This window comes from Cellulomonas xiejunii (assembly GCF_024508315.1).
In the GTDB taxonomy this organism is placed as follows: Bacteria; Actinomycetota; Actinomycetes; order Actinomycetales; family Cellulomonadaceae; genus Cellulomonas; species Cellulomonas xiejunii.
In genome coordinates, this window is sequence record NZ_CP101987.1 from 1,663,850 (window position 1) to 1,681,540 (window position 17,691).

General features: G+C 75.1%; 14 protein-coding genes. 9 read left to right on the forward strand and 5 right to left on the reverse strand.

The genetic code is table 11. The features are described 5' to 3' along the window. Positions 1 to 32: 32 nt before the first annotated feature. The gene (locus tag NP048_RS07635; protein ID WP_227577602.1) at positions 33 to 1,349 is read right to left on the reverse strand and encodes a CapA family protein; all 1,317 of its coding nucleotides are present in this window, start codon (positions 1,347 to 1,349) and stop codon (positions 33 to 35) included. 108 nt (positions 1,350 to 1,457) lie between these two features. Between NP048_RS07635 and pgsA the strand changes: the two genes are divergently transcribed. The 3 genes from pgsA (at position 1,458) to NP048_RS07650 (ending at position 3,128) form a co-directional block, all read left to right on the forward strand. Continuing rightward, a complete protein-coding gene (gene pgsA / locus NP048_RS07640) occupies positions 1,458 to 2,051 on the forward strand; it encodes a CDP-diacylglycerol--glycerol-3-phosphate 3-phosphatidyltransferase (protein ID WP_227577603.1) in 594 nt (197 codons plus the stop codon). Beyond that, a complete protein-coding gene (locus tag NP048_RS07645) occupies positions 2,048 to 2,533 on the forward strand; it encodes a CinA family protein (protein WP_227577604.1) in 486 nt (161 codons plus the stop codon). The genes pgsA and NP048_RS07645 overlap by 4 nt, the downstream gene beginning before the upstream one ends. Positions 2,534 to 2,768: 235 nt before the next feature. After that, entirely contained in the window at positions 2,769 to 3,128 is a 360-nt protein-coding gene (locus NP048_RS07650; RefSeq protein WP_227577605.1) for a helix-turn-helix domain-containing protein, read from the forward strand. Positions 3,129 to 3,173: 45 nt separating this feature from the next. Here the strand turns inward: NP048_RS07650 and NP048_RS07655 are convergent, their stop codons facing one another. Further along, positions 3,174 to 3,995 (reverse strand): DNA-formamidopyrimidine glycosylase family protein, encoded by an 822-nt coding sequence (locus NP048_RS07655; protein WP_227577606.1) that lies wholly within the window; start codon positions 3,993 to 3,995, stop codon positions 3,174 to 3,176. Positions 3,996 to 4,007: 12 nt separating this feature from the next. Then, positions 4,008 to 9,095: an Lhr family ATP-dependent helicase gene (locus tag NP048_RS07660; RefSeq protein WP_227577607.1), complete on the reverse strand. Its 5,088-nt coding sequence runs from the start codon at positions 9,093 to 9,095 to the stop codon at positions 4,008 to 4,010. Between the two features lie 63 nt (positions 9,096 to 9,158). Between NP048_RS07660 and NP048_RS07665 the strand changes: the two genes are divergently transcribed. From NP048_RS07665 to rny, 6 genes are all read left to right on the forward strand, one after another. Further along, positions 9,159 to 9,398 carry a DUF3046 domain-containing protein gene (locus NP048_RS07665; protein WP_227577608.1) on the forward strand — a complete coding sequence of 80 codons (240 nt, stop codon included), beginning with the start codon at positions 9,159 to 9,161 and terminating at the stop codon, positions 9,396 to 9,398. A 5-nt stretch (positions 9,399 to 9,403) separates the two neighbouring features. Beyond that, positions 9,404 to 11,599 (forward strand): alkaline phosphatase family protein, encoded by a 2,196-nt coding sequence (locus tag NP048_RS07670; RefSeq protein WP_227577609.1) that lies wholly within the window; start codon positions 9,404 to 9,406, stop codon positions 11,597 to 11,599. Beyond that, positions 11,596 to 12,396, forward strand: coding sequence for an MBL fold metallo-hydrolase (locus NP048_RS07675; protein WP_227577610.1), 801 nt, complete (start codon positions 11,596 to 11,598; stop codon positions 12,394 to 12,396). Before NP048_RS07670 ends, NP048_RS07675 begins: the two co-directional genes overlap by 4 nt. A 219-nt stretch (positions 12,397 to 12,615) precedes the next feature. Next, positions 12,616 to 13,656, forward strand: coding sequence for a recombinase RecA (recA, locus tag NP048_RS07680; protein WP_227577611.1), 1,041 nt, complete (start codon positions 12,616 to 12,618; stop codon positions 13,654 to 13,656). A gap of 5 nt (positions 13,657 to 13,661) precedes the next feature. Then, positions 13,662 to 14,255 (forward strand): regulatory protein RecX, encoded by a 594-nt coding sequence (locus NP048_RS07685; protein WP_227577612.1) that lies wholly within the window; start codon positions 13,662 to 13,664, stop codon positions 14,253 to 14,255. Between the two features lie 234 nt (positions 14,256 to 14,489). Further along, on the forward strand, positions 14,490 to 16,022 hold the full coding sequence (gene rny, locus NP048_RS07690) for a ribonuclease Y (RefSeq protein ID WP_227577613.1): 1,533 nt from the start codon (positions 14,490 to 14,492) through the stop codon (positions 16,020 to 16,022). A gap of 24 nt (positions 16,023 to 16,046) precedes the next feature. Here the strand turns inward: rny and NP048_RS07695 are convergent, their stop codons facing one another. Both NP048_RS07695 and NP048_RS07700 read right to left on the reverse strand, forming a co-directional pair. Beyond that, positions 16,047 to 16,916 (reverse strand): amino acid ABC transporter permease, encoded by an 870-nt coding sequence (locus NP048_RS07695; protein ID WP_227577614.1) that lies wholly within the window; start codon positions 16,914 to 16,916, stop codon positions 16,047 to 16,049. Then, positions 16,913 to 17,602 (reverse strand): amino acid ABC transporter permease, encoded by a 690-nt coding sequence (locus NP048_RS07700; protein ID WP_227577615.1) that lies wholly within the window; start codon positions 17,600 to 17,602, stop codon positions 16,913 to 16,915. The genes NP048_RS07695 and NP048_RS07700 overlap by 4 nt, the downstream gene beginning before the upstream one ends. Positions 17,603 to 17,691: the final 89 nt, after the last annotated feature.

The window sequence follows — 17,691 nt, forward strand, 5'->3', positions numbered from 1 at the left end:
GTGGTGCGACGGCGCGTGGTGCGACGGCGCGGTCAGCGCGTGCGGGGCAGCACGACGGGTGCGGGCCCGGTCGAGCGCGCGGGGGTGCTGCGCTCCTCGGCGTCGTCGCCGGCCGCGGCCCGGACCAGCGTGAGGCGTCGCGCGACCTCCGCGGCGGGGATCGTGGCCGTGCCCTCGGGGACGTCGACGAGCGCGTGGACGCGGTGCCCACCGCGCCGGTCGACGGTGATCGGCGTCCACTGCACACCGGTGACGCGTGCCGGCCCCGCCGCGGTGTCGCCGGCGCTCCGGCCCGGCACGACGACCTGCGCGGTCAGGAGCAGACCGGACGCGGTCTCGGCGACGCAGCAGGCGGAGTCCTGGTTGGACACGTAGTTGCCCAGGCCGTAGGCGACCCACATGCCGTCGCCGCCGGGCCCTCCGGGGAGGCGCTCCACGGGTTGTGGCACGTGCGCGTGGTGCCCGATGACGAGGTCCACCGCGCCGGAGTCCGCGAGCTGCTGCGCCACCTCGCGCTGCGCCTCCGTGGGGGCGGTGCGGTACTCCGAGCCCCAGTGCAGGCTGACGAGCACCACGTCGGCACCCGAGGCGCGGGCTCCTGTCGCCCGGCGGACGACGTCGTCGCCGTCCAGCAGCTGCACCGACCAGGGCTTGTCCGCGTCGACGGGCATCCCGTTGGTCCCGTACGTGGCGGCCAGGTGCGCGACGGTCACGGTGCGTCCCGCCCGGTCGAGGCGGTAGAGCTGGGGCTCGGCGTCCTCGGTCGCGGAGCGTGCGGTCCCGACGTGGCCGAGCCCGACCGCGTCGAGCGCGTCGAGCGTCGCACCCACGCCCTTCCACCCGCGGTCGACGGAGTGGTTCGACGCGGTCGAGCACCCGTCCCAGCCCTGGTCGGCGAGGCCGCTGACGAGCTCCGCAGGGGCTCCGAAGACAGGGAAGCCCGACGGCGCCGAGCCGTCCGGCGCGACCGGGACCTCGAGGTGGCACAGGGCGAGGTCAGCCTGCTCCACCCAGGGGTCCAGCGGGTCGAGCAGCCGGCCGAAGTCGTATCCGTGGCCGTCGCGCGCGGACCGCACCACGGGCAGATGGGGCAGCACGTCACCCGCGGCGACGACGCTGAGCTCGATGTCGGGCTCGGGCGTGCTCTCGACCGTCGGGGTCGGGGCGGTTGGCGGCGCGGAGGTGGAGGCGCCTGCGACCGTTGGCGCGGGGGGCAGCGGGGCACGTCGCCAGACCGTGCCGAAGGCCCCGGCGGCACCCACGGAACCCACCAGGACGAGGCCCGTCAGGGCACCGGCGACCGCGACCGGGAGTACCGGCCGGCGCAGGTCCCGGGCGTGTCGAGGCACGTCCGGGAGGATAGTCGGTCATCCGTCCAGGTGAGTGCCGCCGGACGGGTGGCGGCGCGGGCAGCGGTGCCGTTCGGGCTGGTCCGGCGCGGACCGTAGGCTGTGTGTGTGGTTGACGACGCTCCCTCCGTGTGGAACCCGGCCAACGTCGTCACGGTCCTGCGGATCGTCGTCGTCCCGTTCTTCGCCCTGGCGCTCCTCGACGACGGCGGTCACACCGTGGCGGGGCGCCTGCTGGCGACCGCCCTGTTCGTGGCCGCGGCCGCGACCGACCGGCTCGACGGCTGGTTGGCGCGACGGTCCGGGCAGGTGACGGACCTGGGCAAGCTCCTGGACCCGATCGCGGACAAGCTGCTCATCGGCAGCGGGCTGGTGCTGCTGTCGTGGCTCGGCGACCTGTGGTGGGTCGTGACCGTCGTGATCCTGGTCCGGGAGCTCGGCATCACCGTGATGCGGTTCTTCCTGCTGCGGTACGTGGTGCTGCCGGCGTCACGTGGCGGCAAGCTCAAGACCGTGCTCCAGGCCGTCGCGATCTCGCTCTACCTGCTGCCGCTGGCGCACCTGCCGGCGTTCGTCTCCGTGGTCGCCGCGGCGGTCATGGGCGTCGCGGTCCTGGTCACCGTCGTGACGGGCCTGGACTACGTACGCGACGCCGTCCGGATCCGGCGGGCCGCAGGGCTGCCGCCCGCTGCGGGGTTGTGAGCACGGTGCGGGACGTCGCGGCGAACCTGCTCGCGGCCCTCGCGCGGCGTGGGTGGACGCTCGCGGTGGCCGAGTCGCTCACAGGAGGGCTGGTCACGGCGACCCTCGTGGAGGTCCCGGGTGCCTCGGCCGTGCTCCGTGGTGGCGTCGTGGCGTACGCGACGGACCTCAAGCACACGGTCCTCGGGGTCGACGCCGGCCTGCTCGCGCGACGTGGAGCGGTCGATCCGGACGTCGCGTCGGCGATGGCCACGGGCGTGCGGCGGCGGCTGGGTGCCGACGTGGGGCTCGCGACCACGGGCGTCGCCGGACCGCAGGCCCAGGACGGGCACGCGCCCGGAACGGTCCACGTGGCGGTGGTCACGCCCGCGTCCGTGCTGGTCCGCAGCCTGGAGCTGCCCGGCGACCGCGCGGCCGTGCGAGCGGCGGCGAGTGCCTGCGTCCTCGCGCTCGCCATGGACGCCCTCGCGGTCGACGCGTGAGGCCGTGCTGGTCACCCCGGCCCCGTGTCCGGCAGGGAACACTCGGCGGTGCGGCCACGTTGGGGACTGTGTGACGACGACCCGACCGCCGGTGCGCGGGACAGGAGCACGCGTGGGCGGTGCGAGGTACGGTGGACGTCTCCCGGCCGTACGGCCGGGAGCAGCAGGTGCACTGGTCCCGCGTGGAGCGGGCCCATCAGGTGACCGAGGACACGACGTGAGGGGAGGAGCCCGGATGGTCGTTCTACGACGAGAGATCGGCGACGTCCTGCGAGACGCGCGCCAGCGCCAGGGGCGGACCCTTCGAGAGGTCTCCTCGGCGGCCCGCGTGTCGTTGGGCTACCTCAGCGAGGTCGAGCGCGGGCAGAAGGAGGCGTCGTCGGAGCTGCTGAGCAGCATCTGCGACGCGCTCGACGTCCCGCTGTCGCTCGTGCTGCGCGAGGTCAGCGACCGCGTCGCCGTGGCCGAGGGTCTGCTGATCCCGGACACCGTCCCGGCGGACCTCACCGTCGCAGCCGGACTCGGCATCGACCGCGCGATCGGTGGCGACGCCGGATGGGCGATGCCCCGGTCGGAGCTCGCTCCGGTCGGCTGAGCCGAGCGTGGGCTGAGCGCCCGGCGCCCACGTGCAGCGGCGGTCTCAGTGCCGGCCGCGCACCTGGCAGCCGGGGCACCAGTAGGCCTGCCGCTGCGTCGGCGGCGTCCCGACGTCGCCGCGTGCCACCCGCGCGCCGCAGCGCGGGCACGTGCGTCCCTCGCGTCCGTACACGGCCGGTGACGGCCTGCCCGTCGCGACCGACGCGCGGAGCAGCGCACGCGCCGAGCGCAGGACCTCGTCGGCGTCGACGACGTCGTCGGCGCGCGCCCACGGCCACCATCCGCGGGCGAAGAGCGACTCCGCCATGAAGATGGTCCCGATCCCGACCACGACGCGCTGATCGAGGAGCACCTCCGCGACCGGCCGCGATCCCTCGGCCGCCCAGCGCCGCAGCGCTTCGTCGATGCCCGGCGTCGGCAGGTCCAGCACGGGCGGCCCTGCCCACGGGACACCGGGCGTCGAGTCGAAGTCACCGTCGAGCACGTCCGGTCCGAGGTGCCCCAGCAGCGTGCGCTCGGCGTTCGTGCGGACCACGTCGAGCATGCCGAGCTGGTACCCGAGAGCCGTCCACCGCTCGTCGCCGAGCACCGCGCGGACCTGGGGGGACCGTGCCGCCGCACGCTGCCCGGTCGTGGGGACGAGCCGCCACGTGCCGTCCATCCGCAGGTGCGTGTGGAGCGTGCGCCCGTCGTCGAAGCGGGTCAGCAGGTGCTTGCCGTAGGGACGTGTCCCGAGCACCGTCCTGCCGGTGAGGTCGACGGTCGCTGCGGTCGGCCACCGCAGGTCGGCGCGCACGAGGCGGCGTCCGGCGAGCGCACGGTCCAGGTGCGCGGCCGTGCGGCGCAGCACGTCACCCTCGGGCATCGCGTTGCCGGGTCATGACGCCTGCAGGCGCAGGCCGCGGGGCGTGGTCAGGAAGCCGGCCGCGGTGAGCGCGGTGGCGGCGGGGGACCCGAGCACCTCGGACGACAGCACCTGTGCGCCGTCGATGCGCTCGACCGTCAGCCGCCCCACGTGGCGGGCCCGCGTGGTGCTCGCGAGCGCGGCAGCGGCAGCGGCGAGGACGGCCGGGTCGTCGCTGAACGTCAGCAGCGTCCGCCCGCCGCGCTCGAGGTACATCGCGAGCGCACCGTCGACGAGCGTGACCAAGGCGCCCGCCTTGCGGCCGGGACGGTGGCGGGCCCCGTCACGCCCCGCGGGAGGGTCGGGCCACGCGAGCGCCGCCCCGTAGGGGTTGGCGGGGTCGGTCGCGGCGAGCACGACGACCCAGGGGTCGTCCTGCGCGGACGACCTGACGAGCGTCTGCCCCGACCACGTGGCCGGCCCGGACGGCGCACCCCACGCGGGCGGCGGCACGTCCTGCCACGGCAGGTGGGGGCCGGCCGGTGCCGCGTCACGTCGGTCCGCAGCCCGCTCGCGGGCTCGCTCCACGACCTCCGCGTCCGCCCGCAGGCGGTCCACTGCCCCCGGCAGCGCGAACTGGGACCCGCCGAGCCGCTCGACGAAGTAGCCGCGGCGCACCTGCCCCGACTGCTCGAGAGCAGCGAGGACCTTGTAGACGCCCGCGAACCGGCCACCGATGCCCTCGGCAGGGGCCACGGCCCGCGTCAGTACCCCGTGCCGGTCGAGGAGCTGTGCGGCGAGCGCGTGCGCACGGACGGTCACGTCCGGCTCGCGCGCCGGCAGCAGTGACCACCGCCCGGCGCCCGGCCCGGACGCCGTGCCGGTCGCGCGCGCGAGGCCGCTGTCGCGCGCGGACGCCGGCAGCCCGAGCCGCCCGCCCGCGCGCAGCCCGAGCCGTGGCCGCATCGGCCGACCCCGTGCCGGCGCGCTGCGGGTGCGGTGCGCCGTGGGGCCGCCCGCGAGCCACGCACGCAGCGGGCCCAGCCCGTCGTTGGTCACCCGGCCCGCCCACACCAGGTCCCACAGCGCGGCGAGCACGGCCTGGTTGTCGGGGGGCGCGTCCTCGTCGAGCCACACGGTGGCGACACGGTCGACGAGCGCGCCGAGGAACCACGCACCGCCGCCCTCGAGCGCAGCGAGGACGGCGCGGTGGACACGGTCGGCCGCCGGGGCGTCGGGGTCGTCGAGGTCCGGCACCGGCGCCAGCGTGAGGTCGGCGACGGCCGCCGGGTGCAGGGAGACGAGACCGTCGTGCCCGGCGAGCGGCGCGTGGCCCGCCCACAGCACCTCGCCGGCGGACGTCAGCTCGTCGAGCATCCCGGGGACGTAGTCGGGGACGCGTGCCGGCAGGACGTGCGACTCGAGCGCGGAGGCGGGCACGGCGAAACCGGCGAGCTGCTCCACTGCCCGTGCCACGGCGTCGACGCCGCGCAGCCCGGCCGGACGGCGGCCGACGACCTGCACGCCCTGCCACAGGGGCAGGAAGACGCCCAGCGCCTGGGGGTCGACGGGCTCGACCTGGGCGCGCAGGGCGGCGAGCGACCGCTGGCGCAGCCGCCGCAGGACGTCGGCGTCGCAGAACTCGTCGCCGGTGCCTCCCAGCACATCGGGACGCAGACGTCCCTGCACGAGCACGCGAGAGGCCTCGAGGCGGCGCAACACCTCCGTGACCACGGCGATCCCGAGTCCGAACCGGGCAGCCGCCTGCGCAGCCGGGAACGGGCCGCGCGTGCGCGCGTGCCGACGCAGGAGGTCGGCGAGGGGGTCGGGCAGCACCTCGGTGAACACCTCGGGGACGCCGACGGGCAGCGCGACCCCGAGCGCGTCCCGCAACCGTCCGGCGTCCTCCACGGCCGCCCACTGCTCCGTCCGGTCTGCCGGTACACCTGCCAGGCGCACCCGGATCGCGCGACGCGCGGCGGCCAGCTCCTCGAGCCATGCGGGGACGTCGTCGCGCACCTCGGGTCGGGTGCGCGCCGCGACCTCCGCCGCCGTGAGCGGGCCGTGCCGCCGCAGCACGTCCGCGACCTGCTCGAGCGATCCCGCCTGGCGGTCGGGCGCCGTGCCGGCCAGCTCGGCCTCCGTGCGCTCGACCGCCTCGGGGTCCAGCAGATCGGCGAGCTGCGACTCACCCCCCGTGCCGAGGAGCTCCGCCAGCAGGGTCGGGTCGAGCGTGAGGGCAGCGGCGCGGCGCTCCGCGAGGGGCGCGTCACCTTCGTACAGGAACTGGGCGGTGTACCCGAACAGCAGCGACTGTGCGAAGGGGGAGGGGTGCGGTGTCGTCACCTCGACCACGCGCACCCGGCCGTTGCCGACGTCCCGCATGAGCCCGATGAGCGCCTCGGTGTCGAAGTCGTCCTGCAGGCACTCGCGCACGGCCTCCAGGAGGATCGGGAAGTCGGGGAAGCGGGCGGCCACCTCGAGCAGCTGGGCGGCGCGCTGCCGCTGCTGCCACAACGGTTGACGACGGTCGGGGCGGCGACGGGGGAGCAGCAGCGCCCGGCCGGCCGCCTCGCGGAACCGCGCCGCGAACATCGCGGACGCGCCGAGCTCGTCGCGGACCGAGGCCAGCACCTCCTCCGGGTCGATCAGGAGGTCCTCGAGCGCGAGCCGCGGACCGGCGTCCGCACCGGGACCGTCACCCCATGCCTCGTCCGCGGCCTCGTCCAGGACGTCCGGCAGGCGCAGCACGATGCCGTCGTCGGCGTGCATGGCCGCGGCGTCGACGCCGTAGCGCTCCCGCAGGCGTGCGGCGAGCACGAGCGCCCACGGTGCGTGGACCCGCGCCCCGTAGGGCGAGTGCAGCACGATGCGCCAGTCGCCCAGCTCGTCGCGGAAGCGCTCGACGACGACCACGGCGTCACTCGGCAGCTGCCCTGTCGCGTCCTGCTGGTCCTGCAGGTACGCGAGCAGGTTGTCGGCGGCCCAGGGATCCAGCCCGGCGCTCTCGACCCGCGTCCGTGCCGCCGCGGGGGGCAGCGCCGCGACCTCCCGGACCCAGGCGCCCACGGCGCGGCCCAGCTCGGCGGGGCGTCCCGGCGCGTCACCCTTCCAGAAGGGCAGCCTGCCCGGGACGCCGGGCGCAGGGGTGACCAGCACGCGGTCGGGCGTGATGTCCTCGATGCGCCACGTGCTCGAGCCCAACGTGAACGTGTCGCCGACGCGCGACTCGTAGACCATCTCCTCGTCGAGCTCTCCGACCCGCTTGCCGCCCCGGACCCGGCCGCCCGAGCGCTCGGAGTCGGCGGCGACCTCGCTCGTCTCGCCACCGCCCGCGAGGAACACCCCGAAGAGCCCGCGGTCCGGGATGGTGCCGCCGCTCGTCACGGCGAGCCGCAGGGCGCCGGGCCTGCCCGAGACCACGTCGGACACGCGGTCCCACACCACGCGCGGCCGCAGCTCGGCGAAGTCCTCCGACGGGTACCGGCCCGCGAGCATGTCGAGCACGGCGCGCAGCGTCGCGTCGCCCAGGCCCGCGAACGGCGCCGCACGGCGGACCACCCGGGCGAGGTCCTCGACCGGCCAGTCGTCGACCGCCACCATCGCGACCACCTGCTGGGCGAGGACGTCCAGCGGGTTCGACGGGACGGCCAGCGCCTCGAGCTCGCCCGTGCGCATGCGCTGGGCCGTCACCGCCGCGGGCACGAGCTCGCCGCGGTACGTCGGGAACACGACGCCGCGGGACACGGCGCCGACCTGGTGCCCTGCGCGGCCGACGCGCTGGAGCCCGCTGGCGACCGACGGCGGTGACCCGACCTGCACGACCAGGTCGAGCGCGCCCATGTCGATGCCGAGCTCGAGCGAGCTCGTCGCCACCACCGCGGGCAGGCGGCCCGCCTTGAGCTCGGACTCCGTGCGCGTCCGCTCGGCGCGACTCATCGACCCGTGGTGCGCTCGGGCGACGATCGTCGCGGCATCGCGCGTGTCGACCCCCGCAGACGTCCCCGACTGGCCGGGGACGGCCGCGGCCCGGACCTCGCCCGGATCGGGCGGCTGGGCACCCTGCCGCTCCGCCCAGACCTCGTTGATGCGGGCCGTGAGCCGCTCGGCTCCGCGCCGCGAGTTCGTGAAGACCAGCGTCGAGCGGTGCGCCGCCACGAGGTCGACCACCCGCTCCTCGACGTGCGGCCAGATCGACGCGCGGGGCCGCTCGGGGTCCGTCGGGACAGGGACCGCCGCGCCGGGGTCCGGCGCACCGAAGCCGGCCAGGTCGGGGTCGATGCCGGGGCCCCCGTAGCGGTTGACCGCCCCGGGCGTCGTGCCGCCGGCGCCGGGCCGCGCGGCGGCGGCGAGGTCGCCCAGGTCCGGCACGGGGACGACGACCTGGACCTCGATGACCTTCTGCGACGGCGGCTGCACGACGACCACCGGTCGACCGCCGTCCGCCGGGGGACGTGCCCCGCCGAGGAACGCCGCGACCGCGTCGACGGGGCGCACGGTCGCGGACAGGCCGACGCGCTGCACCGGGCCCGGTCCGCCCTCGGCCTCGAGCAGCGCGTCCAGACGCTCCAGGCTCACCGCGAGGTGTGCACCGCGCTTCGTGCCCGCGACAGCGTGGATCTCGTCGACGATCACGGTGCGGACGCCCGCGAGGCCGCGCCGCGCGCCCGACGTCAGCACCAGGTAGAGCGACTCCGGTGTCGTGATCAGGACGTCGGGCGGCGTCGTCGCGAACGCGCGTCGCTCGGCGGGTGGTGTGTCGCCCGTCCGGATGCCGACCGTCACCTCCGGCAGCGTCGAGCCGAGCCGGGTCGCCGCCTGCCGGATGCCCACGAGCGGGGAGCGCAGGTTGCGCTCGACGTCCGTGGCGAGCGCCTTCAGGGGAGAGACGTAGACCACGCGGCACCGTCCTGCGGGGTCCGCCGGTGCCTCGCCCGTCAGCAGCCCGTCGAGGGCCCACAGGAACGCGGCCAGCGTCTTGCCCGACCCGGTGGGGGCGACGACCAGGGCGTGGTCGCCGCCGGAGACTGCCTCCCACGCGCCGACCTGCGCCGCCGTGGGTGCGTCGAACGCCCCCGTGAACCACGTACGGGTCGGGTCGGAGAAGCGGTCGAGCACCACCGGGCCATTGTGTCGGCAGGGACCGACACGCGCGCGGTGCCCCCCCGGTGGCACGCTGGGTCCGTGAGGAACCGCGAGCTTGCCGACCTTGTCGCCAACGTCCTCGGCCCTGTCGAGGGCCGGTTGCTGCTCGAGGAGCTCGTGATCGGGGACCTCGGCGACCGCACGGGCGCCGCAGCGCTGGCCGACGGGGTCGAGCCACGGGTCGTGTGGCACGCGCTGTGCGACGCGCTCGGCATCCCCGACACCGCCCGCTGGGGGACGGACCAGCACCGGCAGGCGCCGCCGAGGCCCGGGCGCTGACGCCGGTGACCGGCGTCGCCCCGGCGCCGGACGGTGCCGGTGACACCGACGGTGGCCGTCGCAGCGCGCAGCGGGCGGCCCGCAGGCGCTGGCTGCCGCGCGCGGTCGACGTCTCCGACGCCCTCGTCTCGCTCGTCGTCACCGCCCTGGGCCTGGCTGCCGCGATCGCGCTGGTCGACGGCGTCACCCTGAGGACGCCCTGGGCGGTGCTGCTCGTGGCGCTCGCCGTGGGGCTCGGGGACCTCGTGCTGCGCGCGCCCCTGCGGCTGCTCGCGACGGTCGCGGGTGCCGGGGGTGCGTTGGTCGCCGGCGTCGCCGCGCAGGTGCTCGTGGCGTGGGCCGCGCTGCGCGTCGTGCCGGGGGTCACGCTGACGTCCGGGTGGTCGGTCGTGTGGGTCCTCCTCCTCGCGTCCGTGGCGATGGCCGTGGGCCGGTGGGTCTGGGGCTCCAGCGACAACGAGTACGTGGTGGCGGACGTCGTCCGGCGTGCGCGCCACCGCACCCGGGGTGCCGCCGCGACGGGGGCCGCGCGTCCGCCCGGTCTGCTCGTGGTCCAGCTCGACGGCGTGAGCGCACCCGTCCTCGACCAGGCCGTGGACGCGGGCCTGGTGCCGACGATGCAGCGGTGGGTCGAGCAGGGGACGCACCGCGTCGACACCTGGTGGTCGAGCGTGCCCTCGACGACGCCGGCCGCGCAGGCGGGCCTCCTGCACGGCGCGGCGGACCGCATCCCCGCGTTCCGGTGGTGGGACCGCGAGCTGGGTCGCCTCGTGGTGACGAACCACCCGGACGACGCGGCGCTCGTCGAGGAGCGGCTCAGCGACGGGCGCGGCCTGCTGTCCGGCGGCGGGACGGCCGTGGCCACCATGTTCTCCGGCGACGCGTCGTCGGCGTTCCTCGTGATGAGCCGTGGGCGCCGGCACGGGTTCGGCCCGGGTGCGGGCTACCTGCGCGTCTTCGCGCGGCCGTTCGTGCTCGCCCGTGCGGTGGTCCTCACGGTCGGCGAGGTCGTCAAGGAGCTCTACCAGGCACGTCGTCAGGCGGTCCACGACGTGCGCCCGCGGGTGCCGCGGGGCGGGTGGTACGTCGTCCTGCGCGCCGCGACCAACGTGCTCCTGCGCGACCTCGCCACGTCGCTCGTGGCCGACGCGCTCGTGCGCGGCGACCCGACGGTGTTCGTCGACCTCGTCGACTACGACGAGGTCGCGCACCACGCCGGGCCGACGCGGCCCGAGTCGTTGCGCTCGCTCGAGGGTCTCGACCAGGTGCTGCGCATCCTGGAGGAGGTCGCGAGGGTCGCACCGCGGGCCTACGACCTCGTCGTGCTCTCGGACCACGGGCAGACGCTCGGCGCCACGTTCGAGCAGGTCGAGGGGCGCTCGCTGCTCGACACCGTGCGGGCGCTCATGGCGGACCCCGACGCCGACGGCCTGCAGAGCGTGGACGGTGAGCAGTGGGGTCCGGTCAACGCGCTGCTGATCGGTGTCCTGGGCCGCCCCGGGGACCGTGTCGTGCTCGGCCCCGACGCGGGCGCCGACCGGCGGCGCGGACGGTCGCGCCGCGAGGAGGGCGTCCCACGGGTCCGCGAGCACGGTCGAACGCACCCGGCGGCCGGCGACGCGCCGGACGTCGTGGTCGTGGGCTCGGGGAACCTGGGGCTGGTGTGGTTCCCCGACGCGCCGGGCAGGATGCTCCTGGAGGACCTCCAGGAGCGGTGGCCCGGGCTCGTGCCGGGTCTCGCCGCGCGACCCGCCGTGGGCGTCGTGGTCGTGGACTCCCGTGCGCGCGGGCTCGTCGCGGTCGGGGCGCGCGGCTTGCGGCTCCTGGAGGCCGACGGCGACGTCGTGGAGGGGGAGGACCCGCTCGGGCCGTACCCGGCGCGGGCACGCGCCGACCTGCGGCGTGCGGCGCGGCTGGCCGACACGGGCGACCTGCTGCTCGTCTCCGCCGTCGGCCCGCGGGACGACGTGCACGCGTTCGAGGGGCAGGTCGGCTCGCACGGTGGCCTGGGTGGGGCGCAGAACCTCGCGTTCCTGCTGCACCCCGCGGACCTCGTCCTCGACGACGCGCGGTGCGAGGAGGTCGACGGGCGCCGGATGCTGGTCGGGGCGGACGCCGTGCACGCGCAGCTCGTGGCGTGGCTCGTCGAGCGCGGTGTGCGTCCGGCAGCGGTCCCGGCGCAGGTGTGGGAGGACGTGTGAGCGTGCGGGTGTGCTGGCTCGGGCACGCGACGGTCGTGCTCGACGTCGGTGGCGTGCGGCTGGTGACCGATCCGCTGCTGCGGCGGCACGCAGGCCTGCTGCGTCGACGCGGCGGGGTGGCGCCGCGCACATCGGACTGGCGTGGCGCGGACGCGGCGCTCGTGTCGCACCTGCACCACGACCACGCCGAGCTCGGGTCGCTGCGGATGCTCGGCCCGGTCCCCGTGCTCGCCGCGCCGTCGAGCGCGCACTGGCTCACCGAGCGCGGGCTGCGCGGCGTGGGCGTCGCGCCGGGGGAGTGGCGCACGGTCACCGGCGCGACGGGCGGGACGGCCCGGGTGCGCACGGTGCCGGCGGAGCACGGTCACCGTCCGATGCCGCACCGGCCCAATGCCGCGACGGGGTTCGTCGTGCAGGGGGGCGGCCTGACCGTGTGGTTCGCGGGTGACACGGGCCCGTTCCCCGGCCTCGTCCGCGTGCCGGAGCTCGCCGGTGCGCCCGTCGACCTGGCGCTGGTGCCGGTCGGGGGGTGGGGTCCGCGGCTCTCCGGCGGGCACCTGGACCCGGTGGAGGCCGCACGCGTGTGCGCGCTGGTCAGGGCGCGCGTCGCGGTGCCCGTGCACTGGGGGACGCTGCACGCGCCGGCGTCGCGGCGCCTGCCGGCCGGGTGGATGGACCGGGGCGGCCCGGCCTTCGAGGCGGCCGTGCACCGCCTCGCGCCGGAGGTGCGACCGTGCGTGCTGCGCCCGGGTGAGGCGGTCGTCGTCGCGGCGACCGGCGAGGTGGACGGCGAGTGACGACACGCGCGTGTCGTGGTGCGTGATCGAACACGTGTTCGGGTACCGTGGTCCACGGTGACACGGGTCGAACCGACCACAGCCCCGTCCGGCGACGAGCCGGTCCACGGGTCCGTGCGAGGTCCGGTCGCGATGTCGGTGGTCGGGCATAGCGTCACCGCGACAAGACCAGCCCCAGCAGGCGCAGCACGACGCTGCACAAGACGACGAGGTGGACCCATGGCCGCTGCTCCGGACCGCTCCAAGGCCCTCGAGGCCGCACTCAGCCAGATCGACCGCCAGTTCGGCAAGGGGTCGGTCATGCGTCTCGGCGACGAGGGTCGCGCCCCCGTCGAGGTGATCCCGACCGGCTCCATCGCCCTCGACGTCGCGCTCGGCATCGGCGGGCTGCCGCGCGGCCGCGTCGTCGAGCTGTACGGGCCCGAGTCCTCCGGCAAGTCGACCCTCGCGCTGCACGTCGTCGCCAACGCACAGAAGGCCGGCGGCATCGCGGCGTTCATCGACGCCGAGCACGCGCTCGACCCCGAGTACGCCAAGAAGCTGGGGGTCGACACCGACGCCCTGCTCGTGTCGCAGCCGGACAACGGCGAGCAGGCGCTCGAGATCATGGACACGCTGATCCGCTCGGGTGCGATCGACGTCATCGTCATCGACTCGGTGGCGGCCCTCGTGCCCAAGGCGGAGATCGAGGGTGAGATGGGCGACTCGCACGTCGGTCTGCAGGCCCGGCTCATGTCGCAGGCGCTGCGCAAGATCACGGGCGCGCTCAACGCGTCGGGCACCACGGCGATCTTCATCAACCAGCTGCGCGAGAAGATCGGCGTGTTCTTCGGCAGTCCCGAGACCACGACGGGTGGCAAGGCGCTGAAGTTCTACGCCTCCATCCGCATGGACATCCGCCGCATCGAGACCCTCAAGGAGGGCACCGAGGCGGTCGGCAACCGCACGCGCGTCAAGGTCGTGAAGAACAAGATGGCCCCGCCCTTCAAGCAGGCCGAGTTCGACATCCTGTACGGCGTGGGCATCTCCCGCGAGGGGTCGCTCATCGACATGGGCGTGGAGCACGGCTTCGTCCGCAAGTCGGGTGCGTGGTTCACGTACGAGGGGGACCAGCTGGGCCAGGGCAAGGAGAACGCCCGCAAGTTCCTGCGGGACAACCCCGACCTCGCGAACGAGCTCGACAAGAAGATCCTCGAGAAGCTCGGCATCGGCGCGAAGGTCGACGCACCTGCCGACGCCCCGGTCGCGGTCGACTTCTGACAGGCATGGCAGACCGTACCGGCCGGCCCGCGGCACGTCGCCGCGGGCGGTCGGCCGCGGAGCCGCCGGACAGTGGCTCCGCGGCGCATGACGCCGAGCCCGATCCCGAGTCGGTGGCCCGGGCGATCGTCCTGCGCCGCCTGGCGGCCGCAGCGCAGTCGCGCGGGCAGCTGGCGGACGCGCTCGCCCGTCGCGACGTCCCCGCGGACGTCGCGACGCGCGTGCTCGACCGGTTCACCGAGGTCGGGCTCATCGACGACCAGGAGTACGCGCGGATGTTCGTCCGGTCGCGGCATGCCGAGCGGGGTCTGTCGCGACGAGCACTGGGCGTCGAGCTGCGACGCAAGGGGATCGACGACGAGACGGCAGCCGTCGCACTCGAGGACGTCGACGACGCGGACGAGGAGCAAGCGGCGCGTGAGCTGGTCCGCCGCCGGCTGCGCACCACCGCCGGGCTCGAGACGCCGGTGCGGGTCCGGCGCATCTACGGTGCGCTGGGCCGCAAGGGCTACTCTGCCGGCCTCGTCGCGCGCATCGTCCGTGAGGAGCTGGCCACCGAGGGGGCCGACGACGAGTCGCTGGGCGAGCTCGAGGCCTGACGGTCAGGCGGAGGTCGGGCGGCAGGTCAGGCCTCGCTGCGGGACCGGGCTGTAACGGCATCTCGGAGATCGGGCAGCAGGCGCCGGTCGATCGCCGGCGACCGCGCGCGACATATCGATGGGGCTTGCGACGTCGGCGGGCGGTCGGCCGGGCGCGGCGAGGCCGTTCCACCCCGCCGACCGGTGACAATGGTGATGTGGCGTCCGCCCAGGGCGTCCCCGTCAGGAGGTCCTGTGGAACCGGGTCCGATCGCCACCGTCGTGGGACTGCTCGGTGCGTGCCTCGTCGCACTCATCCTGGTGCTCACCGCCCGCCGCGAGGCCGACCAGCACCGCCGCGGCGCCACCGAGGACGTCGCGCGGATCCGTGACGACGCGCGGGCGATGCTCGCCGACGCCGAGAGGCGCGAGCGACGGGTCGCGGACCGTGAGCGCGAGCTCGCGAGCGAACGCGCCGAGCTGGCCGACCTCCAGCGGAGGACCCGCAGCGAGGCGGAGACCCTCGCCGAGCTGCGGCGTGCAGCCTCCCGCGAGCTCGACAAGGCCGAACGCGCTGCGGCCCGGACGCTGGCCGACGCCGAACGCGCCGCGAACGAGCGGCTCGCCGACGCGCGCGACCAGGCGCGCGCCGAGCTGGAGTCGGTCAGCGGCCTGACGCACGACGAGGCCCTGGCTGAGCTCACCCGACGCATCACGGACCAGGCGGTCGCCGCAGCGGCCGCCCAGGTGCGGCGAGCCGAGGCCCAGGCGCGGCGGACCGCCGAGGCGCGGGCGCGGCGCATCGTCGCGACCGCTGTGCAGCGCGTGGCCGTGGCCACCAGCGCGCAGCCCGTCGTGTCGATCCTGCCGCTGTCCTCGGACGAGATGAAGGGCCGCATCATCGGCAAGGAGGGGCGCAACATCCGCCACTTCGAGGCGCTCACGGGAGTCAACGTCCTGGTGGACGAGACCCCTGACACGGTGGTGCTGTCCTGCTTCGACCCCGAGCGCCGAGAGGTTGCCCAGGTCGCCCTCGAGGCGCTCATGGCAGACGGGCGCATCCACCCGCAGCGCATCGAGGCCGCCTACGCCGAGGCACTGGCAGGGGCGGAGGACCGCCACGACGCCGCAGGGCACGACGCCACCGAGCGGGCAGGGATCGACGGGCTGCACGCCGAGCTCGTCCGCACGATCGGCCGGCTCCGGCTGCGGTCCTCCTACGGGCAGAACGTGCTCGAGCACCTCGTCGAGAGCGCGCAGATCGCGGCCGGCATCGCTGCCGAGATCGGTGCGGACGTCGCGGTCGCGCGTCGCGGGGCGTTCCTGCACGACGTGGGCAAGGCGCTCACCGGCGAGGTGCCCGGGACGCACGCCGCGGTCGGTGCCGACCTGGCACGTCGGCTGGGTGAGTCCGACGCCGTCGTGAACGCGATCGCTGCGCACCACGACGAGGTTCCGGCAACGACTGTCGAGGCGGTCATCGTGCAGGCGGCCGACGCGATCTCGGCGGCGCGTCCCGGTGCGCGACGTCAGGAGATCGACCAGTACGTCGAGCGCATGGGCGAGCTCGAGGCGCTCGTCGCCCGGCACGACGGCGTCCGGCGGGCGCTCGCGATGGCGGCCGGCCGCGAGGTCCGCGTCGTCGTCGAGCCCGACGAGGTCGACGACCGTGCGCTGCCGCAGCTCGCGTCGTCGATCGCCAAGCACATCGAGGCCGACCTGACGTACCCGGGGGAGATCCGCGTGACGGTCGTCCGGGAGCTGCGGGCGAGCGCGACCGCGGGCTGAGGCGCGGCGACCGGGCCGCCCGGTCTACCGGTCCGCCCGGGCGGCCACGACGAGCGGAGGAGCCTCCGCCTTCGCGGCACCCGCGGTGTGCCGTCCCACCTGCGAGGCGAGCCGCTGGGCGAACGACGTCAGCGCGTAGTTGATGACGATGAACACGAGTGCGGCGACAAGCAGGGACTGCAGGATGTTGCCGTTCCCCGACCCGAAGCGTCGGGAGGCGTCCAGCAGCTCCGGGTACGTGATGATCGCCCCGAGGGCCGTGTCCTTGAGGATCACGACCAGCTGTGAGGCGAGCGCCGGGAGCATCGCGATCAGCGCCTGCGGCACCTCGACGAGGCGCAGCGACTGCGCCGGACGCAGGCCCACCGCCAGTGCTGCCTCTCGCTGCCCGCGGGGCAGGTTGTGGACCCCGGACCGCACGAGCTCGGCGAACACCGACCCGTTGTACAGCGTCAGCGCCAGCACCACCGCGAGCAACGGCACGTCCCGGGGCTCGACGACACGGAGCTGGGAGATGCCCTGGTAGAAGAAGATCATCATGAGGAGCACGGGCACGGCCCGGAAGAACTCCACGACGGTGCCCGACAGCCAGCGCACGACTCGGGAGCCCGACAGCCTCCCGAGCCCGAAGACGAGTCCGAACACCGCTGACGCCACGATCGCCAGACCGGCCGCTCGCAGCGTGTCGCGCAGGCCCGGCAGGAGGTAGTCGACCCACGTGCTGCTGGCCAGGAACGGCTGCCAGAGGTCTGCCGCGAGCTGGCCCTTGCGATCCAGGAGCACGAGCGCCCAGGCGCCGAGCGCGGCCACCGCGAGCACGGCGAGCACGTTGACCACGGCCATCCGCCGCCGCGTGCGCGGGCCGGGGACGTCGAAGAGGACGAGCTCGCTCATCGGGCCACCGCCAGGCGTCGGGACAGCGAGGTCGTCGCGAGGCCCACGGGAACGACGATGATGACGTAACCGACCGCGAAGGTCAGGAAGATCGCGAAGATGACGTCCGGTCGGAACTCGATCATCGTCCGCATGAGTCCTGACGTCTCGGCCACCGACCCGGCGGCGGCGACGGTGGAGTTCTTGATGAGCGCGATCAGCACGTTGCCCAGCGGCGCGACCGCACCGCGGAACGCCTGGGGGAGGATGACGAGACGCGCTGCCGACCAGAAGCCCAGCCCGATGGCTCGGGCCGCCTCGGCCTGGCCCACCGGGACGGTGTTGACGCCGGACCGCAGCGCCTCGCACACGAAGGCGGCGTGGTAGACGGCCAGGCCGAGCACCGCCAGCCGGAAGAAGTTCGTCTGGAAGTCGCTCGAGAGCGTCAGCCCGAGCTGTCCCCACAGGCCGAGCACGCAGAACACGATGATGATCGTCAGCGGTGTGTTCCGCAGCAGCGTCACGTACGTGGCCCCCGCCCAGCGCAGGCTCGGGACCGGCGAGATCCGCATGACGGCCAGAACCGTGCCGATCACCAGGGCGATGACCGCGGCATACAGGGACAGCTGGATGTTCACCCAGAAGGCGGCGAGAACGTCGTACTCGTCGAACAGGGACAGGAACTTCTCGAGGTACCCCTCGTCCACCCGGGCCTCCCGAGGGTGCGGTGCGGTGGGTGCGCCCCGGGGCCGTCCCGCCGTGGGCGGGACCGGCCCCGGGGGCGGCGGTCAGGTGG

What these genes read in the sequence shown, in the direction of transcription:
- NP048_RS07650 (WP_227577605.1), top strand. Translation starts at nt 2,769, where the DNA reads ATGGTCGTTCTACGACGAGAGATCGGCGACGTCCTGCGAGACGCGCGC.
- NP048_RS07695 (WP_227577614.1), bottom strand. Translation starts at nt 16,916, where the DNA reads ATGAGCGAGCTCGTCCTCTTCGACGTCCCCGGCCCGCGCACGCGGCGG.
- NP048_RS07685 (WP_227577612.1), top strand. Translation starts at nt 13,662, where the DNA reads ATGGCAGACCGTACCGGCCGGCCCGCGGCACGTCGCCGCGGGCGGTCG.
- recA (WP_227577611.1), top strand. Translation starts at nt 12,616, where the DNA reads ATGGCCGCTGCTCCGGACCGCTCCAAGGCCCTCGAGGCCGCACTCAGC.
- NP048_RS07655 (WP_227577606.1), bottom strand. Translation starts at nt 3,995, where the DNA reads ATGCCCGAGGGTGACGTGCTGCGCCGCACGGCCGCGCACCTGGACCGT.